This is a genomic window from Paraflavitalea speifideaquila, from assembly GCF_032395985.1.
Lineage (GTDB): Bacteria > Bacteroidota > Bacteroidia > Chitinophagales > Chitinophagaceae > Paraflavitalea > Paraflavitalea speifideaquila.
In genome coordinates this window covers 6,089,615-6,111,336 of record NZ_CP135920.1, presented here as the reverse complement: position 1 = coordinate 6,111,336, position 21,722 = coordinate 6,089,615, and the positions used below count along the sequence as shown (strand labels likewise).

Sequence of the window (21,722 nt, the reverse complement as noted above, 5' to 3'; positions counted from 1 at the left end):
TACCCTTTTGCTTTTCTGTTTCCTTTAACCGGAAAAAAGGTTCAAATATTTTTCCTTCATGTCCTGTGGAATGAGGTAGCCGTCATTGGCTACTTCGATAGTAAAGTATTGATCAGTTGGTTCAACAGGCAATAGCTGCACCTGCACTTTGGTTCCCGCATATTTAATGGCATTACTGAATACGTTGCTGAATATCTTATTCAGTGCATCCAGGTCGGCCAAGGTATTTAAAGGAGCTGCCGGAAGGTCCATGTTGAAGGATAAATTGCGTGCCTCGGCCAGGGTTTTGAAATTGGCATACATCTCTTCCAATAATTCGGAAATATTGATGGGGGTAAAAGTCAGGCTAAAGCCCTTGGTTTCTGTTTGCCTGAAATCGAGCAATTGATTGGTAAGGTCTATCAGCCGGTCGGTATTGCGCTCCATGATGCGGAGATTGCTCTGCCATTCAGGAGCGCCATCCGATCTTTTGATCACTTTCTCCAAAGGGCCTTTGATTAAGGTAAGGGGTGTTTTTATTTCATGGGCTACATTGGTAAAGAACGCTATTTTGGCCTGGTACAACTCTTTTTCTTTTTCATGCTCCAATAGTTCCATCTTACGTTTGTTCCTTTCTTCTGTTCTGCGGTGGTAATGCCGGATGATGTAAAGTACGATCAGGATCACGAGCAGGGTATACAGGAGATAAGCTGCTATGCTGGCCCAAAAGGGTGGCAGGATGCGTATTTGTAGTTGTAATACGCGGCTATTCCAGGCGCCACTGTTATTGGCGGCCTTGACCATGAAATGATAGGTGCCTGGGGCGAGACCGGTAAAATATACCTTTCGGTTAGTGGCGAGGTGTGTCCATTCTTTATCCAGGCCTTCCATTTTATAGGCATATTCTGTCATTTCGGGAGCAGTGTAACCCAAGGCCGCGAAATCAATACTGAAGGATGACTGGGTATGCTGTAAAGTAATTTGTTCGGTTTGCAGGATGGATTGGGTAAGGGACGAGCCTTGCGATCTGATGCTGAGTTCTTTGTTGTTAACCTGGAAGCCGGTAATATAAACGGGGGATAAAATTGTTTTGGGTAAACTCATCCGGGTTGAAGCTGATCAATCCTTTTACGCTTCCAAAATACATACGGCCCTGCTTATCCTTGTACCCGGAACTATAATTGAATTGATCACTTAATAGTCCATTGGCTTTGGTAAAAACTTTCATGGCGCCGGTTACAGGATTAAAACAGGTTAGTCCCCGGGAAGTACTGATCCATAAATGTTTCTTGCCATCCTCCAGTACTTTAAACACAAAATCACTGGGTAGTCCATTCTGGGTGGTATAACGTTTTACTGTTTTACCAGCAGGGTTGTACAGGCATAAACCACCACCTTCGGTAGCAAACCATAGGTTATGGTAGCTGTCCTCAAAAACATTATTGATCAGGTTGCTGGGTAGGCTGTTGGCATTGTGAGGATCATGTAGTAGTTGCCCATGTATTCCGCTGGTTGTATTGTAATAGTGTACGCCACTGCCCAGTGTGCCCAGCCATATAGTTCCATCCCGGTCCTCCAGGATACTATAGATAAAAAGATAACCGGGGGCTTCCTGAACAGGTATAAAATGATCACCTTTCTTTTCATACTTAAACAATCAAGGGGGTGCCCGCCAGTATCTCACCTGCCCGGGTTTGGAATAAAGTGAGTATAAAATTGCCCCGGAAAGATGAGGCACCCCCACCACCTGAATAATGCCTGATCACTTTACCAGTGGCAATATCCATTACATCCAGCCCATGTTCAAAGGTGCCAATCCACAATTCTTTACCTACTGCGAGTATACCATGAATATTGGAATAGGAAATACTGGTTCGATTGGCGCCGGGAAGGTAATGTGTGATCTTTCCGGAAGTCTGATCCATTTTATTCAATCCCCGTCTTCGGTGCCTATCCAAAGATGGCCATATTGGTCTTCACAGATCTCGCGGACGGCATTGCCGCTAAGGGTTGAAAGGGTATTATCGGGAAAGAATTTTTGAAAGGAAGTGTATTGATGGGGGTAATAGTTGACGCCTCCGAAATAAGTGCCTGCCCATATTCCTCCTTCTTTGTCCTTGCAGAGGGAATATACTGCATTGTCAGAAATGGAGTAGGGGTCATTGTATTTTTACGCAGGTTGATAAAGCTATTGTCCCGGATATTGTAAATATAAATACCCGACTCTGTGGCGATCCAGTATTCATCACCACCGTAATGGATAAAGTCACGGCCATAAACTTCGGTACCATCGCCATTGTAGGTAAGGATATCCTTGTAGGTACGGCTGGCTATATCGAAGCATTTTATGCCCTGGTTGGAAGTGGCTATGAGTAAGGAACCTTTACCGGTATCATAAATATCATCGATCCATTTGGAAGGGGAGGAGCGTGAATGATTAAAAACATCTGTATTGGTAAACTGATTTGCCCGGCTATCGTAATGTTGTACCTGCCCTTCGGAAGTAGCTGCCCATAATTCATCATTAGCCAGGATGCAAATAGAGGATATCTCGGTATTGCTGTTGCTGATGAGCTGGGGCAAGGTATCCTTCAATTCATTGTAACGATACAGTTTTAATCCCACAACAAACCAAAGGTTGCCAGTATTGTCAGAAGCCAGGTCGCGCACATCTGACCAGCCGGTGTTTTTATGAAACGGAAACTTTCGGTAGCTGCATTGAAGCGATACAGTCCTTCGCGGGTACCTACCCAAAGAATGCCTCTTTTATCTTCATGCAGGCTGTAGGCAAAATTATTGCCCAGGCTATTGCTGTCGGCAGGATCGGGACGGAATACTTTGAAGCTGATGCCATCAAAGCGGTTAATACCATCTTTCGTACCAAACCATATAAACCCTTTCTTGTCCTGTACACTGCAAAAGACGGTATTATTGGAAAGGCCATTCTCTACCTGGTAATGCCTGAAATAATAACCCTGTCCATACCCTTGGGGAGTACAGGCAAAAAGCAGGGCAATCGTTATGCAAATGACACAATTTTTCAAGCAGCGTGCATGGGTATTTGCACAAATATAATGAGATATAAGCCTCGTGTTGCATGATCCTTTCAATTCAGGTGATTGTTCAACCTGGGCTACCATCCAGTGCTGCTTTGTGCAAATTCGTATTAGCACTGGTACTCAGCCAATTCGTAGTATTTATGCAAACGCCCCCACCTATTTGAGACGTTTTGCCTAAACAATGAGACGAATAATACCGTCCGGGAAAAAGAATATTCCAAAATTTACAAACGAATGCTGCACAGGTGCATATTGATGGCCTGAATAAACTCATTCATGCAAAGGTTTACGTTGTTTATTCACTAACAATTAACTGCCATATGAAATTAGTAACCAGGTGTTTCCCCGCGGGAAACAGGCAATCCTTATTGTCATTGCCTGCAAAAATACTGATCCTGCCTTTCCTGCTCCTTTCAGTAGCCGGGTTAGCCCAAAATAAGATACCTGTTTCGGGTATTGTGGTAGATAGTGCCGGAAAAGGTATTTCAGGTGTTACGGTAACAGAAAAAGGTACGAAAAACATTATTGTCACTGCGGACAATGGCGCATTTTCCATCAACGTGGCAGGCACCAATTCGGTACTTAATTTTACCTATGTTGGCTTTGGCACCAAAGAGGTAAGGATAGGTAATCAAACTCAGTTAAACGTATCTCTTGAACAGGCCAATGCCGATCTGGGTGAAGTGGTGGTAGTGGGGTATGGTTCAAGGAAAAAGGAATCATTGACGGGCGCTATTTCTACGGTAACCTCCAAAGACCTGGAGCGTGTGCATGGTGGCGCCACGGTTAGTTCGGGATTGGCGGGTAAATTACCTGGTGTAACGTTCCGTATGCCCGATGGACGTCCGGGCGCCAGTGCCAGTATTCAGATCCGGAATATGGGTGATCCGCTCTATGTAATAGACGGTATTCAACAGGATGCAGGGCAGTTCAATAACCTGGCTCCGAATGATGTGGAAAGCATCACGATCCTGAAAGATGCTTCTGCGGCCATTTATGGGGTACGGGCAGCTAATGGGGTAGTGGTGGTAACCACTAAACGTGGCAGGACGGGTACCCGCAATACGATTAATATTGATGCTTATACTGGTTGGCAAAATTGGTCACGATTTCCTAAAACTGTGAATGCTTATGAGTGGCAGCTGGGTGTATTGGAAGCCGACATGAACCGGGTGAACCCTTCTACGAATATGACGAAAGAAGAACTGGCGAAGTGGAAGCAAGGTACGGAATATGGCTACCGCAGTTTTGATTGGTACGATTTTATTGTAAAAGGCAATTCTCCTCTTACTTCCATGAATGTAAATGCTACGGGAGGATCGGAAAGGATCAACTATTACCTGTCTGTTACCCGCCTCGACCAGAACTCTGTACTGGGTCGTGAATTCACTTTCAAACGCACGAACGTACAAAGTAATATTGATGCCAGGATCACCAACCGCTTTAAAGTTGGTATGCAGATCAATGGCCGGGTGGAAACACGCGATAATCCAGGGGTGCCAGGGGAGATGATTACTGGGCGCCTCGTTTTGCCCTATTCCGCAACCGCCCTTATGAACGGCCTTTTGCCAATGATAACCCGGAATACCTCAACGATATTGGTCACAATGCGGAAAACTGGGGCCTGCTCAATAAAGCCAAATCGGGTTATTGGCACCAGGACTGGCGGGTGATCCAGTTGAATTTTAATGGAGAATATACTACGCCTATCAAGGGGCTGACGATACAAGGAAAATATTCTTATTACCTGGCAGATATGGTGACGAATGGGCATGAATATACGTATGATGCATATACATTTAACCCGGCAGACAGTACGTACAAAAGAACGGGCGGTAGTGATAATCCCTGGCGGGAGCGGATCGTTGAAAAGGTATTTAACCAGGTTGTTCAGTTGCAGGCCAACTACAGCAATACTTTTGGGCGGCATACGGTAGGCGCCACCCTGGCCAGTGAACGTATTGATAGGAGGAATATCAGGACCTTCCAACATGCGGTGCCCAGTATCAATGAACTGCCCAACCTGCAGTTTCCAGATATGGATGCCAATAATTTTGAGGATTATGACCGGCAGGAAGCCCGTTCGGGGTATATAGGGCGTGTGAATTATAACTATGACAATAGGTATTATATTGAGTTTTCCGGTCGCCGGGATGCTTCCTGGAAATTTGCACCTGGCAAACGGGTAGGGTATTTTCCCAATGTTTCGGCCGGTTGGAGAATTACCTCGGAACGGTTTTTTCAACGAATGACAGGTGGCAATAGTATACTTACTGATCTTAAGCTCAGGGTCTCTTATGGTCAGTTGGGTGATGACAATGTTCCCGGCCTCGGGCCATTTGATTACTTATCGGGTTATAACTACAATGTAGGCCGCTCGATCTTTAATGGTACAACTGTATTAGGCGCTCGCAACCGGGGTGTTCCCATTACCAACATCAGCTGGTTTGTAAGTACCATTACAGATATCGGTGCCGACTTCTCCCTGTTGAATGGACGTTTAACGGGTTCTGTGGATTATTTCTATCGTAAGCGAACGGGTTTGCGTGGCCGTAAATATGATGTACTGGTTCCTTCGGAGTTGGGTTATGGACTGCCTGATGAGAATGTGGAAAGTGATGCCGTGATGGGAGCCGAAGGTTCATTAAATTATACAGGATCTATTGGTGAGGTGAAGTTCAATGTGGGGGTAACCTGTCATTTGCCCGTAGCAAATTCCTTAATTCTTATAAACCGGTGTATGGTAATTCCTGGGATAAATATTTCAGGGGAAGGGAAAACAGGTGGAATGATATTTATTGGGGATATGAAGTGATTGGTCAGTTCCAATCGCAGGATGAGATCAATGGCTATGATGTAAATATTGACAATGAAGGTAACAGGACGCTGCTGCCTGGCGACCTGATCTACAAAGATATCAATGGTGATAAGAAGATCGACGGATACGATGTTCGGCCTATTGGGTATGCTGCCAATAAGAATCCCAATGTGAATTTTGGCTTCACTTTGTCGGCCAGTTTCCGGGGATCGATTTTACGGCCGATTTCTCGGGCGGTTCCATGTATACTTATGGACAGCACTGGGAAATGAAATGGCCTTTCAAAATGGGGGCAACCTGCTGCGTCAATTCTTCGACAGCCGTTGGCACCGGGAAGATCCGTTTGATGTGAACAGTAAATGGATTCCGGGGAAATACCCCGCCTTACGTTTCAACCAGGGAGGACATAGTAACTACCGGGATGGACAATGGAACTCGACGTTTTGGACCACCAATGTAACCTACTTGCGGGCAAGGACGATTGAGATTGGTTATACGCTGCCCAAAGCCTGGATGCAAAGAGTGAAACTGAATAAGGTGCGGTTCTATGTAAACACGTACAACCTCTTTTCGATCGATAACTTAAAGGATATTGGGGTAGAACCGGAAGTGATGGACCCCAATGGGTTGCAATATCCACAGAACAAGTTTATAAATGTTGGCGTCAACCTATCCTTCTAACTACACAATTGCACTGCAATATGAAAAGTATTTTTCAGCCATCCTATTATCTGCGGCCCTGCTGGGTACGGGATGTACCAGGGAAAGTGATTTTCTGGATAAAAAGCCTACGGACATCCTGTTGGATGAGGCGGTATGGAAAAGCAAAAAACTGGTATTGAATGTACTGGCAGATCTCTATGACCGCATACCCAACTTTCAGGGTATTGATGGTTATTGGAACTATGGCAACTTTAATGAAGCATTCATCTCCCGTAATGGGGACCGTTGGCGCTTTGAAAATTCGGATTGGAACTATGGTGAGTGGGGTATGTGGGACTATGGGTATATGCGGGATCTCAACATTGCCATAGGCAAACTCGGAAAAGCCACTGAATTGGGTGAAGGAGACCGGAACTTATTTCTGGGTGAAACGCGTTTTTTTGCGGGCCCTGCTTTACTTTGAAATGGTAAAGAGAATGGGTGGGGTGCCGTTGATCACAGAACCGATGACGTATGATTTCAGCGGCGACCCTACACCGCTGCAGCATCCCCGGGCAAAAGAGGCAGAACTGTATGATTTTATTATCAGTGAGCTGGAGGCTGTAACTACTTTGTTGCCAGATGCGCCCGGTGATAAAACAAGGGCCACGAAGGGCACTGCGCAGGCTTATATCAGCCGCATTGCGCTTTATGCAGGTTCCATTGCAAAATATGGGGCTTCTACACCCTCTGTTACTTTGCCGGGCGGGGAAGTAGGTATACCTGTTTCAAAAGCAACTGCTTATTATACAAAAGCATTGGCAGCCGCGAAGGCTGTAAGCGGTTATTCACTGTATATGAAAAAGGGGTGACCTGCCGGATAACTTTGCGAGCCTCTTCCTGGATAAAGGAGCTAACCCGGAAGTGATCTTTGCGGAAGACTATAAATTGAAAAGTGGTAAAGTACATGGGTATACGATCGACAACCAGCCTATGTCGATGACGGAAGAGAGTTTTGGCGGGGGCTCAATCCTGCATTAAACCTGGTACAGGAATTTGAATTGCTCAATAATACCTTCGCCCCGCTTGCCAATACTTCAGGTACAGGCTACGTATATTACAACGCACCTTCAGATATTTTCCAGGGGCGCGATGCCCGCCTGGCAGGCACCGTGATCTTTCCCGGCGCCAGCTTCAAAGGCCGTACGGTAGATATATGGGGAGGATTTATGCTGGCCGATCAATCGATTATTTCGGGTACCAACTTTGGTGAACAGAAAACATTACCAGGGAAAACATCTCCTGAAGTAGTAGTGGGGGAAGATGGCCCTATTCCCGGACTTGAATGGAGTGCACAAACGGGATTCCTTGTTCGCAAATGGCTGGACCCTGCTGCGGGCGCCGGCTCATTGGGTACACAAAGTGACGTATGGTTTATCCGGATGCGTTATGCTGAAGTATTGCTCAATGCTGCAGAAGCTGCTTTTGAACTGGGGCTTGCAGAAGCCAAAGACCACCTTAACCTGGTGCGAAGAAGGGCAGGCTTTACCACCGATCTTACGGATGCAGATGTTAGTTTCGACAGGATCGTTCATGAAAGAAGGGTGGAACTGGCATTTGAAGACCATATACTCTGGGACAACAAGCGCTGGCGGCTGGCACATAAAGTTTGGAATGGAAGCGCCATGAATGAAGCCGATCTCAAGGCCAATATAGGAAAGGCTGATAAGGTAAATACGCAGGTATTTGGCCTCATTCCTTACAAAATGTATACACCGGCCACACCAGCTACGAATGGCAAGTGGGTCTTTAAGATAGCCAAACCCAATGCGGTTACAGGGGCAGACAGGTTCCGCCTGGGCAATTATTATTCTTACATCAACAATGATATCATTAACAACAATCCCAAGATTGTTAGAAATCCCAACCAATAAAGTTGTTAAACGATCAATGTATGAAAAAGACACTTGGATATATACTCGGGGCTGTTTTTATCCTGCTATTTGCCTCCTGTGCAAAAGACAATTATGATTCGCCCAATGCAACACTGGCAGGCCGGATCGTATACAATGGAGAACCCATCAATGTGGAATACAACCAGGTATATTTTGAACTTTGGGAGCAGGGATGGGATAAGCCAACACCTATTGGCGTAAACATTGCCCAGGATGGGGGATATTCGTCTGTACTTTTTAACGGTACTTATAAACTTATTTTTCCCGGCGGGCAGGGGCCGTTTATGTTGAAGAGTGGAGGTGCTACCAAAGATACTATTGTGGTTAGTTTATCTGGTAATCAAAAGTTGGATATTGAGGTACTTCCTTACTACATGGTACGTAATACGCAGTTTACTGCCAGCAGCAACAATGTAACGGCTGCCTTTAAGCTGGAAAAGATCATTACTGATGGCAATTCAAAGAATATAGAAAGGGTTACGTTGTATATCAATAAAACTCAATTTGTTTCAGAAGGAAACAATGTGGCCAAAACCAGCATCAATGGCCCCGCTATTGTGGATCCTAATAATGTAAGTCTTAGTGTGGGTATTCCTACGCTGGTGCCCTCCCAAAACTATGTTTATGCACGGGTAGGCGTTAAAATAAGCAATGTGGAGGATTGGATCTTTTCACCGGTTAAAAAAATATCATTTTGAATTGAAGTCTATAAGCAGGCTCTCTGCTGAAATACTATAAGGAGCCTGTAACATTTATCCGTATATTTCTAACAAATCGACCCATCATGCGCATTTATCCTGTATTAGTGACACTCTTATTCTTTTTCAACGCCCTTCATGCACAGCAAAACTGGCAAATGGTACCCGGTCATATTACTACTCAGTGGTCGGCCGAGGTGCAACCTGCTAATCCGTTGCCCGAGTATCCACGTCCTCAGTTGGTGCGTAAGAACTGGCAAAACCTCAATGGTCTCTGGCAATATACGATCCTGCCAAAAGCACAGGAAGAAACAATACCGGCTCCTTTTGCCGGCAATATCCTGGTGCCTTATGCTGTAGAGGCGGCCTTATCGGGTGTTGGGAAAACAGTTGGAAAGGACAGTGTGCTGTGGTATAAAGAGTGATCAACTTACCGGCAGCTAAAAAGATCAGCAGGTGTTATTGCATTTTGGCGCGGTTGACTGGCGTTGTACGGTATATGTAAATGGTAAAAAGGCAGGCACTCACCAGGGCGGTTATGATCCTTTCTCTTTTGATATTACAACCTTGCTGAAGAAAGGCAAGGAACAGGAAATTGCGGTATGTGTATGGGACCCTTCTGATGAAGGGCCACAGCCACGCGGCAAGCAAGTGAGAAAACCCAATGGCATCTGGTATACGCCCGTAACGGGTATCTGGCAAACGGTATGGTTAGAAACAGTGCCTGTAACTCATATTGTATCTACTAAACAAACACCGGATATTGATTCCAATAGCTTACGTGTTGAAACGAAGGTGGCCAATGCACAAACGGGTGACCTGATAAAGGTTGCGGCATTTGATGGCACTACCAAACTTGGTGAATACAGTGTTACTGCCGGCGACGATGTTAATGTGGTGATCAATGAGCCGAAATTATGGTCGCCTGAAAATCCATTTCTCTATGCATTGAAAATAACGTTGGTTCGTGCTGGTAAAGTAGTGGATGAGGCGGATAGTTATTTTGCAATGCGTAAGATATCTATGGGGGTAGATGGTCATGGTGTACAAAGGATGTTGCTCAATAACAAATTTGTATTTCAGTATGGCCCGCTGGATCAGGGATGGTGGCCTGATGGGTTGTATACCGCTCCAACAGATGAGGCCCTGAAGTTTGATGTAGTGCAAACCAAAGAGATGGGGTTTAACATGATCCGTAAACATGTGAAGGTAGAGCCAGCCCGCTGGTATTACCATTGCGATCAGGCGGGCATCCTGGTATGGCAGGATATGCCCAGTGGTGACCTGGGCGCCCACTGGGAACCACGCCCTGCTGTAGAAGGCATTGGGTATGATATGGAGCGGTCGGCTGAATCGGAACAGATTTACCGTACGGAGTGGACTGCCATCATGGAAAGCCTGCACAATTTTCCCAGCATTGTATCCTGGGTACCTTTCAATGAAGCCTGGGGCAGTTCAAGACGAAAGAAATCGTTAACTGGACCATGCAAAAGATCCTTCCCGCCTGGTCAATACAGCCAGTGGCGGCAACTTCCATGCAGTAGGGCATATCATTGACCTGCACAATTATCCTCAACCGGCGATGCCCAGTGTGGAATTATTCGGAGCACAATACATTATTGTGTTGGGAGAATTTGGTGGATTGGGATTGCCGTTGGAAGGGCATACCTGGCAGGATAAGAACAACTGGGGATACCGTAGCTATAAAAACAAAGAAGAGCTGTTTGCCAATTATGTACAGCTCATTAATAAATTCCCTGCCTTGATCAAAAAAGGGTTATCTGCCGCTGTATATACGCAAACTACGGATGTAGAAGTGGAAGTGAATGGGCTGATGACCTATGACCGGAAAGTATTTAAGATACCGGTCCAAAGTCTAAAGCAGGCACATAGCAAACTGTATGATAGTAACCTGGTGCGCATGAAATAATCAAAAAAGATCAGTTGATATGAATCATCCTAACTGGAATAAATATAGAAGGAAGGCATTCCTGTGCCTATGGCTAGCGACGGTAGTAGCCGCCACGACGATTCAGGGGCAGATGAGCCTGAAGGTGGAGACGGTGAACAAACCTGACAATACGGCCCGCAACCGGTATTATGTGGGTAATAAAGCGCCTTTGCAGCAGCAGTATTTTATCAAGCTGCCGGTTACTGCGATCCGCCTGGCGGCTGGCTGAAAAAGCGCTGGAACTGCAAAGGGATGGTCTTACAGGCCACCTGGGGAGATTAGCATCTGGCTGTCGCGCGAGGACAATGCCTGGCTGCACAAAGATGGCAAAGGAAAATATGGGTGGGAAGAACTGCCTTACTGGCTTAAAGGATATGGGAATATTGGTTATATGCTGCGCGATGAAAAGATGATCACCGAAGCAAAATTTTGGCTGAATGCTGCGCTGGATAACCAGCGGGAGAATGGTGATTTCGGTCCCCTGGTGACACGAAATGGTAAGCGAGACCTATGGACGAATATGCCCATGCTCTGGTGTTTACAATCGTATTATGAGTATGCAAAAGATCAACGGGTATTGGACCTGATGACCAAATACTTTAAATGGCAACTGTCTATTCCGGATAGCGAGCTGTTGGAAGACTACTGGGAAAATAGCCGGGGCGGTGATAATATTTACAGTGTATACTGGTTATACAACCGTACAGGCGAGCCCTGGTTGCTGGAACTGGCAACCAAACTGCATAAAAATACGGCCAACTGGACGCATGCTAACAACCTTCCTAACTGGCATAATGTTAATGTGGCACAGTGCTTTCGTGAACCTGCTCAATACGCTTTGTTAAGCCATCATGCCAATGACCTGCAGGCCACTTACAATAACTTTAAACTGATCCGTGATATCTATGGACAGGTACCGGGTGGTTTATTTGGCGCGGATGAAAATGCCCGTAAAGGGTATGATGATCCGCGCCAACTGGTAGAAACCTGTGGTATGGTAGAACAAATGACTTCCGATCAAATGTTGTTATGGTATACCGGCGATACCAAATGGGCCGAGAATTGTGAGGACATTGCTTTTAATACGTTCCCTGCTGCTTTCATGACGGATTACAGGTCCTTGCGTTACCTCACAGCACCCAATATGGTGGTGAGTGATAGCAAGAACCACGCACCTGGTATTGATAACAATGGTCCCTTTCTCATGATGAACCCTTTCAGCAGCCGCTGCTGTCAGCACAATCATGCTGCCGGTTGGGTTTATTATGCCGAAAACAGCTGGATGGCTACACCAGATAATGGATTGGCAGCACAACTGTATGTAGAGGGAGAAGTAAAGGCACAGGTAGGCAATGGTGAGGAAGTAACGATCATTGAAAACACGCATTATCCTTTTGAAGAATCGGTGAGCCTTACAATAAAAACCACTAAGGCTACCAGCTTTCCTTTATATCTGCGGATCCCGGAATGGTGTAAGCAAGCAGTCATCAAAGTAAACGGAAAATCAGTTAGCACCTCAATTACTCCAGGCGGTTATGTGCGGTTGCAGCAACAATGGAAAAACAATGATCGTATTTCTTTAGAGCTGCCCATGGCTTTACAACTGCGTACCTGGGATAAGAATAAAAACAGTGTGAGCATTAACCGGGGGCCTATTACGTATTCTTTGGAGATAAAGGAGCGGTATGAGCAAAAGACAGTAAAGAAACAGCCATTGGTGATTCGAAATGGCAGGAGAAGGCGGATCCCGCTAAATGGCCTTCCTTTGAAATTTACCCGGCCACAGCCTGGAACTATGGATTGTTGCTCAATAACCAGCCATTGGATAAAATATTCACGGTAGTAAAGAAGGAATGGCCTAAAGACAATAACCCTTTTACACTTACTAGCGCACCTATTGTATTAAAGGCAAAAGGAAAACAAATTCCTTCCTGGACGATTGATCAGTATGGACTTTGCGGCCTGTTGCCCCAGAGCCCGGTAAACACGACTGAGCCAGTTACGGCGATAACATTGGTACCCATGGGAGCTGCCCGTTTGCGGATCAGCGCTTTCCCGGTGGTACGATAAAGATAAAGCAGCATGCATGAGTAGAATAAGCAGTCTTTTAGTTTTGTTAGTTTTCGTCGCAGTTAAAGGTGCGCTGGCTCAATCGGCCAGCGCCACCTTTCCAATCCGTTACTACCTGCAGGGGCCGACCCATTTTCTTTTTATAAAGATGGCCATTACTATTATACGCATACAACGGGTAACCGGGTAGATATTTGGAAGACGAGAAGCCTGGCTGACCTCAGGACTGCACAACGGAAAACGATTTTCATCCCACCACCCAACACGGCTTATTCTAAGGAAATATGGGCACCGGAAATTCATTTCATCCAGGGCAAGTGGTATGTATATTTTGCCGCCGATGACGGGCGCAACGAGCATCACCGGATGTATGTGCTGGAAAATGGATCGCCCGATCCGCTGGAGGGCAGTTGGACCTTTAAAGGGAAAGTGGCCGATCCGACAGATAAATGGGCTATTGACGGTGATGTATTTACCTGGAATAACCAATTGTATATGATCTGGTCGGGATGGGAGGGAGATACCAATGGACAACAGGATATTTACATCGCCAAAATGAAGAACCCCTGGACGATAGAAGGCAATCGTGTAAAGATTGCCGCACCACAATTTGACTGGGAAAAACATGGCGATCTGCACGATGCCAATAACCCACCTCATGTAAACGTGAATGAAGGGCCACAAGCCCTGGTGCATAATGATAAGCTATTCATCATTTTTCGGCCAGTGGTTGCTGGACTGATTTCTATGCGCTGGGTATACTTAGCTTTACCGGTAAGCAAGATCTACTCGATGCTGCTAACTGGAAGAAGCATCCACAACCTTTCTTTAAACAATCAAAAGAGCAGGGCGTGTATGCGCCTGGGCATAATTCATTTTTCAAATCACCAGATGGGAAGCAGGATTGGATCCTGTACCATGCCAATAGTGCACCGGGGCAGGGATGTGGCGGACATCGTTCACCGAGGGCCCAGCTGTTTACCTGGGATAAGGCAGGTATGCCTGTATTCGGAGAGCCACTGAAGGAAGGCATACCTATCCCGGTGCCATCGGGAAATAAATAATTTCACCTAAAACAGTAATAACAATCATGAAAAAACTGCTGGCAATTGGCATAGCCTCTGTACAGTTAAGCAGTGCAATGGCGCAGGAAATGCGTGCGCCTGCGTACCCTTTGATCACGCACGACCCCTATTTCAGTGTATGGTCAACCTCGAACCAATTAAATGGCTCACCAACAAAACATTGGACGGGCGCGGATCAATCCTTATTGGGATTGATCAATGTAGACGGTACAACGTATCGTTTTATGGGGGCTCCTGAAAAAGTATACCATACGGTAGTGCCCACCTCGGACGAAAGATCATACCAGATAGCTTATACAGAAAGTGAACCAGCCAGCGATTGGATGACTCCTGCTTTTAATGATCAATCCTGGAAGAAAGGCGGCGCTCCTTTTACTGATGACCAAAGCAACGCCGGCACTTTATGGAAAAGCAAGCATTTATGGGTGCGCCGGGAATTTACGCTGGATCAAACGGCATTCAATCAGCTGTTCCTAAAGATCAACCATGATGACAATGCAGAAGTATACCTCAATGGTGAGAAGATATATAGTTATGCAGGCTGGTTGAATAAGTTTCAATACTTCAGGATACCAGAAACAGCCATGCGAAAGCTGGTAAAAGGGAAAAATGTACTGGCCATCCATGTAGCCAATACTGCAGGCGGTGCCTGGCTGGATGCTGGTATTGTCAATGAACCGAAAGAACAGCCGGGTGGTAATATCAAACTGGCCACCCAGCAAAGTGTTACAGTCAATGCTACGCAAACGCATTACCAGTTTACAGCAGGAAAAGCAAAACTCTCCCTGGTATTTACCTCTCCCTTATTGCCCGATAACCTGGACCTCCTTTCGAGGCCGGTAACTTATGTTACGACAAGAGTAAGCTCTATGGATGGCGCCAATCACAAGGTACAGTTGTATTTTGGTGCTTCTTCCTTGCTGGCCACCAATACGGCTGCGCAGGAAGTAAAAGCACAACAATACCAGGCACAGGGATTGTCGATCCTGAAAACAGGAACTACGGAGCAACCGATCCTGAAAAAGAAGGGGGACGACCTGCGGATCGACTGGGGTTATCTCTATGTAGCGGTGGCTGAAAAAGACAAAGGGCTGCAATATGTTTCAACTGCTGCGGAAGCTATGAATGTATTTAGTGCGGCCAAATACAAAAGGGCTACGCAAATGGCAGGCAGGCAGTTGATGCTAAATACTATTTTGTCGGGTGTGGCGGGCTACAACAAGGACTTTACCAGTACCATCCTGGTAGGGTATGATGATCTTTATTCCATCCAATATTTTGGCCAAAACCTAAAAGCCTGGTGGACGGATAAAGGAACAACTATCGAGCAGGAACTGGCACAGGCGGCGGCTGATCAGGAAAGGATCCTGGCTCAATGTGATCAGTTCAATAAAAAACTGTACAATGAAACGCTTAAGGCGGGTGGCGAGCAATATGCTCAATTGTGTGAGCTGGCTTATCGCCAAAGCGTGTCAGCCCATAAGATATTGAAAGATCCGCAGGGCGATATTCTCTTCCTGTCGAAAGAGAACTACAGCAATGGTTGTATCAATACGGTAGATGTTACCTACCCTTCAGCGCCTTTGTACCTGGCTTATAACCCAGTGCTATTGAAAGGAATGCTGAATGGTATCTTTTACTACAGTGAGAGCGGCAAATGGACGAAACCCTTCCCGGCACATGACCTGGGAACTTATCCCCTGGCCAATGGCCAGTTGTATGGCGAGGATATGCCGGTGGAAGAAGCAGGTAATATGATTATTCTTACTGCCGCCATAGCGCATGCAGAGGGTAATGCCAATTATGCCAGGAAACATTGGAGCACGCTCACTACCTGGGTTGACTACCTGGTAAAAGATGGATTTGATCCGGCCAATCAATTGTGTACGGACGATTTTGCCGGCCACCTGGCTCGCAATGCCAATCTTTCTGTAAAAGCCATCATGGGCATTGCCGGTTACGGTATGCTGGCGACTCAGTTGGGGATGCTGCTACTGGAAAAAATATCATGATACAGCGGTAGCCATGGCCAACAGGTGGATGCAGCTGGCTGGCGATGGAGATCATTATTCACTGGCTTTTGAAAAGAGTGGCACCTGGAGTCAGAAATACAACCTGGTTTGGGATAAGCTGCTGCATCTAAACATCTTCCCCAAAGAAGTCTTTGAGAAGGAAATAAAATTCTACCTGGGTAAGCAGCAAGCATTCGGATTGCCACTTGATAGTCGCAAAACTTATACAAAGTCTGATTGGATCATTTGGACGGCCACCCTTACCAATAATCAACAAGAGTGGAATGCTTTCATTCAACCCTTGTACAAATTTGCTGCTGAAACTACCAGCCGGGTGCCACTGAGTGATTGGCACGAAACCACGAACGGCAAGCAAGTAGGTTTTCAGGCAAGGAGTGTAGTAGGCGGATACTTTATTAAACTTTTAGACAAATAATGAAACAATATAAAGTTGTATTCTTACTACTTGTCATTACAGGGGGTGTACAGGGGCAATCAACGAAAAAGCCATAGCCCCAGGCAATACAGCAACTGTAGCTGCCGGTAAAATATGGCCAGTCGAAAAAGCCAATGCATGGTACCAGCAGCATAAGTGGTTGACGGGCGCTAATTATATTCCCGCCAACGCCATCAACCAATTGGAAATGTGGCAGGCAGCAACCTTTGATCCTGCGACGATTGACAAAGAATTGGGATGGGCCGAAAGTATTGGCTTTAATACGATGCGGGTATTCCTGCATTCACTGGCCTGGAAACAGGACCCTGAGGGGTTTAAGAAAAGAGTAGACGAGTTCCTGGTGATTGCTGCCAAACATCATATAGAACCCATGTTTGTTTTCTTTGATGATTGTTGGAACAAACTCCCAAGGTGGGCTTGCAGCCTGCGCCTAAAACAGGTATTCACAATTCGGGTTGGATGCAGGACCCTGGGCAGCCTGCTTCTTCGGACAGCAGTAACTTTCCTGATCTGGAAAAATATGTAAAGGATGTGCTGACGCAATTTGCGCACGACAAACGTATCCTCTTGTGGGACCTGTATAATGAACCCGGCAATTCGGGTAAGCGCGATTCTTCGTTGCCGCTGCTTAGGAAAGTATTTGAATGGGCCAGGGCGGTGAACCCCGATCAGCCCATTAGTGCCGGTTTATGGTCCTGGGACTTTGAAAAGCTCAATGAGTTCCAGTTAAACAATTCAGATATTGTTACGTATCATGATTATGAAGAAGCGCCCTGGCACCAGCGTGTGATAGAATTGCTGAAGGCGCATGGCCGCCCATTGATCTGTACTGAGTATATGGCGCGCACACGCAATAGCCGGTTTGCCAATATCCTTCCCCTGCTGAAGAAGAAAAATGCAGGCGCTATTAATTGGGGATTTGTAGCGGGGAAAACCAATACGATCTATGCCTGGGATACGCCTTTGGCCGATGGCAGTGAACCCATTGAATGGTTCCAGGATATTTTTAGACCGGATGGTAGCCCATACCGGAAAGATGAAACTGATCTCATCAGGAAACTGAACCAACCATAAGCACTTTATGGAGGGTTGTCTGTTACGGACGGCCCTCCGATAAAGATGTGTTAACCAATTGGCATGAGTGAACCTATTATCAGAACTACGATACTGGATATAGCGCGTGAGTTGAAGGTGGCCGCAGCAACAGTTTCCCGGGCCTTGAATGATCATCCGGCCATCAGTAATGCCACCCGTGAAGCGGTAAAGCTGGCTGCCAAAAGAATGAATTACCAGCCTACTAAAATAACTTCTTCTTTACGATTTGGTAAATCAAAGATCATTGGCGTGATCATTCCCAGTGCCGAGATCAATTTTTTTGGTTCTGTTATTCATGGCATTGAAAAAGTAGCCAGTAAGAACGATTACAATGTACTGATCTACCAGTCCAATGAATTGTATGAATTGGAAAAAAAGCGGTGCAAACCTTTCTCCGTTCGCGGGTGGATGGAGTGTTGGCTTCTATCTCCAAGGAAACCATCAACCTGGGCCATTATGCGGATCTGAAAGCCAAAGGGGTACCGCTGGTATTATTCGACCGGGCACATGATTCGTTACAAACGCCGGCAGTGGTGGTTAATGATTACCAGGGTGCTTTTAATGCTACCCGGCACCTGATCGAACAAGGCTGCCGCCGTATTGCCCATATCGGCGGGCAGCAACATGTGACCAATTTCAACCAGCGGCTGCGTGGGTATATTGATGCGCTTAATGTGCACAATATTGCTGTTGACGATGACCTCATTGTATATGGAAAGGTGAGTATAGAATCGGGCAGGGAATGTATGAAGGGGCTTCTGTCCCGCCAACCCGATGCCGTATTTGCGGTAGAGGATTTCACTGCCTTGGGCGCCATGCAAACGATCAAAGAAGCCGGGCTTCGCATTCCCAATGATATTGCCATCATTGGTTTTGCCAATGAAATGTTTAGTGAATATTTAACGCCGGCTTTATCCACGGTTAACCAGCATACCGTTCGTATGGGTGAAGAGGCTGCTGCGCTGTTCTTTGAATTATTTAATAAAAAAATATCACCTAAGCTCCCTCCCCGCAAGCTCGTCCTGGAGCCGGAGATCATTTGCCGTCAATCCAGCGCTCTGCGCGCTATTTAACTCGGTGTTTGGCTGACGTAAACGTATTGCCCCCATGCAGTATGCACGATTGCCGATTCAATGTCATTTAGTGAAGGGTGTTCCCCTTTAAGGTGAGTCACGCTGCCGCCCGGCGGATGCAGCGCAGCAGCGTGGCCCACCTTTATGACGCGCAAAAGTTTTCTTAACTAAATGACATTAATTCACGATTCCCGTTTTCGCTGTATCTTACACGGGTCATGCTACACATAAAACCCTATGCCCTCAGCTCCCTGCTGTTGCTCTTTTGCCCTGCTATGCTGCAAGCACAAAAAGCAGCTCCTGTTACCGGTGTGCTGGAAAAAGGTTTTCTCACGCCGCCGGATTCTGTAAAACCAAGTGTATACTGGTATTGGATGAGTGACAATGTATCGGCCGAAGGGGTGGTAAAAGACCTGGAGGCCATGCAAAAGGTGGGTATTGGCCGGGCTTTCATTGGTAATATTGGTTATCCTGCAACGGAAGTGCCTTATGGACAGGCGCCTTTGTTTTCGGAACCATGGTGGCAGGCCACCGAAGCGGCCATCCGTACAGCATCGGAAAAAGGCATCGAGATCGGGCTTTTCAATAGTCCTGGGTGGAGCCAATCGGGCGGCCCCTGGATCAAACCCGCCCAAAGCATGCGCTACCTCACCAGTGTGGAATGGCGGGTAAAGGCCCCAGGAAATTGTCTATGCCCTTACCTGTAGACAAAGAAAATTTCCAGCCGGTAGCCATTATGGCTTTCCCTGCACCGGCACATGATGAAGAGGAGATCGCCCTGCAGAAACCTGCATTGACTTCCACGATTGGGCTTGCTGCTATACAAAATCTGACGGATAGGGATATTAGCACCGAAGTATTGTTTCCCGATAAAACGACCGCTGTCAGCATCGATCTAGCCCTTACAAAGCCATTCACCGCCCGTAGCCTGGTGCTGTATCCTGCTGCCACTCCTTTCCGGGCCAGGGTAACCTTACAAGCCGGGGATGGTAATCAATTTAGGGATATAGAGGAGTTTGAGCTCAACAGGACCAATCCTCAACTGAATGTGGGGTTTATTCCCTTTGCGCCCGTGTCCATTTCGCTACCTGCCACCAGTGCAAAAGTATTCCGGCTGGTGCTGGCTGATATTCAAGGCAAGGCTGGTCTGGCCGAAATTAAATTATCTGCCGTACCGGTAGTAGAATATTATATGGAAAAGCAGCTGGCCAAAATGTTCCCAACACCCTTGCCTTTGTGGAATGAATACCAATGGCCCCGGCAGCAGGAGCCTGAATCGAAAGACCTGGTAGTAGATCTGAATAAAGTGATGGACCTTACCCGACAGCTTTCACCCAATGGCACCTTACTCTGGAATGTGCCCAAAGGCGATTGGATCATTGTACGCTATGGCATGGTCCCTACGGGGGTTACCAATAGTCCTGCTTCTGCAGAAGGTCAGGGATTGGAATTGGATAAACTGAACAAAGCAGGTATAGCCAACCATTTTGAGTCTTTTGCCGGTAAAATACAAGATCGAATAGCACCTGAGCACCGTACTGCGCTGAAATGGCTGGTGGCAGATAGTTATGAAACGGGTTCACAGAACTGGACGGATGATATGGCCGTTGATTTTAAAACAGCGATGGGTTATGATCCCCTGAAATGGTTGCCCACTTTATCGGGTAGGGTAGTAGCCAGTGCGGACCTGTCGAACCGTTTCCTTTGGGACCTGCGGCGTTTTATTGCCGACCGGGTGTCTTCACAATATGTGGGCGGTTTACGTGATATCAGTCATCAGCATGGCATGAAATTATGGCTGGAGAATTATGGCCACTGGGGTTTCCCCGGTGAGTTTCTGCAATATGGCAGTTTGGCCGATGAAGTATCGGGTGAATTCTGGAATGAAGGTGACCTGGGGAGTATTGAGAACAGGGCTGCTGCTTCTTCGGCGCATATTTATGGTAAAACAAAAGTAACTGCTGAATCCTTTACAGCCGGTGGACAAGCGTATGTACGTTATCCTGCCCTATTAAAAAGCGCGGCGATTGGTCTTTTACTGAAGGGGTGAATAATACCTTGTTGCATGTTTTTATAGAGCAACCCTATGGGGATAAAAAGCCCGGGGTGAATGCCGGTTTTGGAACTGAGTTTAACCGCAACAATACCTGGTTTTACCAGGGCAAGGCATTTATAGATTATCTGCGCCGGTGTAATTTTTATTGCAGCAAGGTAAGCCGGTTATAGATGTAGCCTATTTTATTGGAGAGGATGCACCTAAGATGACAGGTATCCGTGATCCGGAACTGCCAGCTGGCTACCAGTTTGATTATATCAATGCAGCGGCTATTAGCAGGCTATCGGTAAAGGATGGCCGTTTGGTATTGCCGGATGGCTTATCCTATCGTTTACTGGTGCTTCCGCCATCGGAAACCATGCGGCCCGGGGTATTGTTGAAGATCAGGGAATTGGTGCTGGCCGGTGGGGTAGTGATGGGTACTCCACCCAAGCGTTCGCCTGGCCTGCAAAACTATCCTGCCGCGGACATGCAGGTACAGCGCACGGCCACTGAATTATGGAATGGCGTGGATGGCATCAACAATAAACAGGCTTCTTTTGGAAAAGGACTGGTATTGCAGGGGATGACGATGAAGGAGGCTTTGTCTTTATTGGAAACACCTCCCGATTTTATTAGCAATACGGCCACTACGATATTGTATACGCATCGTACAACACCTGTTGGTGAAATCTACTTTATCACCAACCAAACTGATCAGGCTATTGAATTTGAACCGGCCTTTCGCACTTTGGGCAAGCAACCGGAATGGTGGGATGCGGTAACAGGGGTA

General features: G+C 46.6%; 25 protein-coding genes and 3 pseudogenes. 23 read left to right on the top strand and 5 right to left on the bottom strand.

Going from position 1 to position 21,722, the window contains the following annotated elements; genetic code table 11:
- Window positions 1-24: 24 nt before the first annotated feature.
- From RS881_RS41935 to RS881_RS41915, 5 genes are all read right to left on the bottom strand, one after another.
- A complete protein-coding gene (locus RS881_RS41935; RefSeq protein WP_315816236.1) occupies window positions 25-1,083 on the bottom strand; it encodes an ATP-binding protein in 1,059 nt (352 codons plus the stop codon).
- Window positions 1,028-1,636, bottom strand: coding sequence for a ligand-binding sensor domain-containing protein (locus RS881_RS41930; RefSeq protein ID WP_315816235.1), 609 nt, complete (start codon window positions 1,634-1,636; stop codon window positions 1,028-1,030). The genes RS881_RS41935 and RS881_RS41930 overlap by 56 nt, the downstream gene beginning before the upstream one ends.
- The gene (locus tag RS881_RS41925; RefSeq protein WP_315816234.1) at window positions 1,629-1,904 is read right to left on the bottom strand and encodes a hypothetical protein; all 276 of its coding nucleotides are present in this window, start codon (window positions 1,902-1,904) and stop codon (window positions 1,629-1,631) included. Before RS881_RS41925 ends, RS881_RS41930 begins: the two co-directional genes overlap by 8 nt.
- 5 nt (window positions 1,905-1,909) lie before the next feature.
- Window positions 1,910-2,128 carry a two-component regulator propeller domain-containing protein gene (locus RS881_RS60690; RefSeq protein WP_350340309.1) on the bottom strand — a complete coding sequence of 73 codons (219 nt, stop codon included), beginning with the start codon at window positions 2,126-2,128 and terminating at the stop codon, window positions 1,910-1,912.
- A gap of 466 nt (window positions 2,129-2,594) precedes the next feature.
- On the bottom strand, window positions 2,595-3,023 hold the full coding sequence (locus RS881_RS41915; RefSeq protein ID WP_315816232.1) for a ligand-binding sensor domain-containing protein: 429 nt from the start codon (window positions 3,021-3,023) through the stop codon (window positions 2,595-2,597).
- 335 nt (window positions 3,024-3,358) lie between these two features.
- Here RS881_RS41915 and RS881_RS41910 point away from each other — a divergent pair, with 335 nt between their 5' ends.
- The 23 genes and pseudogenes from RS881_RS41910 to RS881_RS41795 form a co-directional block, all read left to right on the top strand.
- Window positions 3,359-4,711: a TonB-dependent receptor plug domain-containing protein gene (locus tag RS881_RS41910; RefSeq protein ID WP_315816231.1), complete on the top strand. Its 1,353-nt coding sequence runs from the start codon at window positions 3,359-3,361 to the stop codon at window positions 4,709-4,711.
- A complete protein-coding gene (locus RS881_RS41905; RefSeq protein WP_315816230.1) occupies window positions 4,708-5,853 on the top strand; it encodes a SusC/RagA family TonB-linked outer membrane protein in 1,146 nt (381 codons plus the stop codon). Before RS881_RS41910 ends, RS881_RS41905 begins: the two co-directional genes overlap by 4 nt.
- Entirely contained in the window at window positions 5,850-6,128 is a 279-nt protein-coding gene (locus RS881_RS41900; RefSeq protein WP_315816229.1) for a hypothetical protein, read from the top strand. The genes RS881_RS41905 and RS881_RS41900 overlap by 4 nt, the downstream gene beginning before the upstream one ends.
- 1 nt (window position 6,129) lies before the next feature.
- The gene (locus RS881_RS41895; RefSeq protein WP_315816228.1) at window positions 6,130-6,537 is read left to right on the top strand and encodes a hypothetical protein; all 408 of its coding nucleotides are present in this window, start codon (window positions 6,130-6,132) and stop codon (window positions 6,535-6,537) included.
- Window positions 6,512-6,982 (top strand): hypothetical protein, encoded by a 471-nt coding sequence (locus RS881_RS41890; RefSeq protein ID WP_315816227.1) that lies wholly within the window; start codon window positions 6,512-6,514, stop codon window positions 6,980-6,982. Before RS881_RS41895 ends, RS881_RS41890 begins: the two co-directional genes overlap by 26 nt.
- On the top strand, window positions 6,960-7,370 hold the full coding sequence (locus tag RS881_RS41885) for a RagB/SusD family nutrient uptake outer membrane protein (RefSeq protein WP_315816226.1): 411 nt from the start codon (window positions 6,960-6,962) through the stop codon (window positions 7,368-7,370). The genes RS881_RS41890 and RS881_RS41885 overlap by 23 nt, the downstream gene beginning before the upstream one ends.
- Before the next feature lie 189 nt (window positions 7,371-7,559).
- Window positions 7,560-8,432 carry a RagB/SusD family nutrient uptake outer membrane protein gene (locus RS881_RS41880; RefSeq protein WP_315816225.1) on the top strand — a complete coding sequence of 291 codons (873 nt, stop codon included), beginning with the start codon at window positions 7,560-7,562 and terminating at the stop codon, window positions 8,430-8,432.
- A gap of 20 nt (window positions 8,433-8,452) precedes the next feature.
- Complete coding sequence (locus RS881_RS41875) at window positions 8,453-9,151, top strand: DUF3823 domain-containing protein (RefSeq protein ID WP_315816224.1); 699 nt, start codon at window positions 8,453-8,455, stop codon at window positions 9,149-9,151.
- 86 nt (window positions 9,152-9,237) lie between these two features.
- A complete protein-coding gene (locus RS881_RS41870; RefSeq protein WP_315816223.1) occupies window positions 9,238-9,576 on the top strand; it encodes a hypothetical protein in 339 nt (112 codons plus the stop codon).
- 31 nt (window positions 9,577-9,607) lie between these two features.
- Entirely contained in the window at window positions 9,608-10,708 is a 1,101-nt protein-coding gene (locus tag RS881_RS41865; protein ID WP_315816222.1) for a glycoside hydrolase family 2 protein, read from the top strand.
- A 34-nt stretch (window positions 10,709-10,742) separates the two neighbouring features.
- Complete coding sequence (locus RS881_RS41860) at window positions 10,743-11,081, top strand: hypothetical protein (RefSeq protein ID WP_315816221.1); 339 nt, start codon at window positions 10,743-10,745, stop codon at window positions 11,079-11,081.
- A gap of 19 nt (window positions 11,082-11,100) precedes the next feature.
- Window positions 11,101-11,331, top strand: coding sequence for a hypothetical protein (locus RS881_RS41855; RefSeq protein WP_315816220.1), 231 nt, complete (start codon window positions 11,101-11,103; stop codon window positions 11,329-11,331).
- Between the two features lie 162 nt (window positions 11,332-11,493).
- Window positions 11,494-12,945, top strand: a complete 1,452-nt coding sequence (locus tag RS881_RS41850; protein WP_315816219.1) for a beta-L-arabinofuranosidase domain-containing protein — start codon at window positions 11,494-11,496, stop codon at window positions 12,943-12,945.
- Window positions 12,924-13,172 (top strand): hypothetical protein, encoded by a 249-nt coding sequence (locus tag RS881_RS41845; protein WP_315816218.1) that lies wholly within the window; start codon window positions 12,924-12,926, stop codon window positions 13,170-13,172. The genes RS881_RS41850 and RS881_RS41845 overlap by 22 nt, the downstream gene beginning before the upstream one ends.
- Window positions 13,173-13,253: 81 nt before the next feature.
- Window positions 13,254-13,829 (top strand): annotated as a pseudogene (locus RS881_RS41840) (glycoside hydrolase family 43 protein); the annotation flags it as partial.
- A 50-nt stretch (window positions 13,830-13,879) separates the two neighbouring features.
- Complete coding sequence (locus RS881_RS41835; protein ID WP_315824779.1) at window positions 13,880-14,236, top strand: family 43 glycosylhydrolase; 357 nt, start codon at window positions 13,880-13,882, stop codon at window positions 14,234-14,236.
- Between the two features lie 26 nt (window positions 14,237-14,262).
- Window positions 14,263-16,705 (top strand): annotated as a pseudogene (locus tag RS881_RS41830) (glutaminase domain-containing protein).
- 160 nt (window positions 16,706-16,865) lie between these two features.
- Window positions 16,866-17,252, top strand: coding sequence for a hypothetical protein (locus RS881_RS41820; protein ID WP_315816215.1), 387 nt, complete (start codon window positions 16,866-16,868; stop codon window positions 17,250-17,252).
- Window positions 17,186-17,800 (top strand): cellulase family glycosylhydrolase, encoded by a 615-nt coding sequence (locus RS881_RS41815; protein ID WP_315816214.1) that lies wholly within the window; start codon window positions 17,186-17,188, stop codon window positions 17,798-17,800. Before RS881_RS41820 ends, RS881_RS41815 begins: the two co-directional genes overlap by 67 nt.
- 63 nt (window positions 17,801-17,863) lie before the next feature.
- A complete protein-coding gene (locus tag RS881_RS41810; RefSeq protein ID WP_315816213.1) occupies window positions 17,864-18,289 on the top strand; it encodes a LacI family DNA-binding transcriptional regulator in 426 nt (141 codons plus the stop codon).
- Window positions 18,226-18,894, top strand: a complete 669-nt coding sequence (locus RS881_RS41805) for a substrate-binding domain-containing protein (protein ID WP_315816212.1) — start codon at window positions 18,226-18,228, stop codon at window positions 18,892-18,894. Before RS881_RS41810 ends, RS881_RS41805 begins: the two co-directional genes overlap by 64 nt.
- A gap of 218 nt (window positions 18,895-19,112) precedes the next feature.
- Window positions 19,113-19,601 carry a glycosyl hydrolase gene (locus tag RS881_RS41800; protein WP_315816211.1) on the top strand — a complete coding sequence of 163 codons (489 nt, stop codon included), beginning with the start codon at window positions 19,113-19,115 and terminating at the stop codon, window positions 19,599-19,601.
- Window positions 19,556-21,683 (top strand): annotated as a pseudogene (locus RS881_RS41795) (glycosyl hydrolase); the annotation flags it as partial. The gene RS881_RS41800 and the pseudogene RS881_RS41795, both read left to right, overlap by 46 nt.
- Between the last annotated feature and the right edge of the window lie 39 nt (window positions 21,684-21,722).

Coding starts and splice junctions, on each gene's coding strand:
- RS881_RS41910 (WP_315816231.1), top strand. CDS start 3,359: ATGAAATTAGTAACCAGGTGTTTCCCCGCGGGAAACAGGCAATCCTTA.
- RS881_RS41925 (WP_315816234.1), bottom strand. CDS start 1,904: ATGGATCAGACTTCCGGAAAGATCACACATTACCTTCCCGGCGCCAAT.
- RS881_RS41895 (WP_315816228.1), top strand. CDS start 6,130: ATGGCCTTTCAAAATGGGGGCAACCTGCTGCGTCAATTCTTCGACAGC.
- RS881_RS41850 (WP_315816219.1), top strand. CDS start 11,494: ATGCTGCGCGATGAAAAGATGATCACCGAAGCAAAATTTTGGCTGAAT.
- RS881_RS41935 (WP_315816236.1), bottom strand. CDS start 1,083: ATGAGTTTACCCAAAACAATTTTATCCCCCGTTTATATTACCGGCTTC.
- RS881_RS41875 (WP_315816224.1), top strand. CDS start 8,453: ATGAAAAAGACACTTGGATATATACTCGGGGCTGTTTTTATCCTGCTA.
- RS881_RS41890 (WP_315816227.1), top strand. CDS start 6,512: ATGTTGGCGTCAACCTATCCTTCTAACTACACAATTGCACTGCAATAT.
- RS881_RS41810 (WP_315816213.1), top strand. CDS start 17,864: ATGAGTGAACCTATTATCAGAACTACGATACTGGATATAGCGCGTGAG.
- RS881_RS41855 (WP_315816220.1), top strand. CDS start 11,101: ATGAATCATCCTAACTGGAATAAATATAGAAGGAAGGCATTCCTGTGC.
- RS881_RS41870 (WP_315816223.1), top strand. CDS start 9,238: ATGCGCATTTATCCTGTATTAGTGACACTCTTATTCTTTTTCAACGCC.
- RS881_RS41815 (WP_315816214.1), top strand. CDS start 17,186: ATGCAGGACCCTGGGCAGCCTGCTTCTTCGGACAGCAGTAACTTTCCT.
- RS881_RS41800 (WP_315816211.1), top strand. CDS start 19,113: ATGCTACACATAAAACCCTATGCCCTCAGCTCCCTGCTGTTGCTCTTT.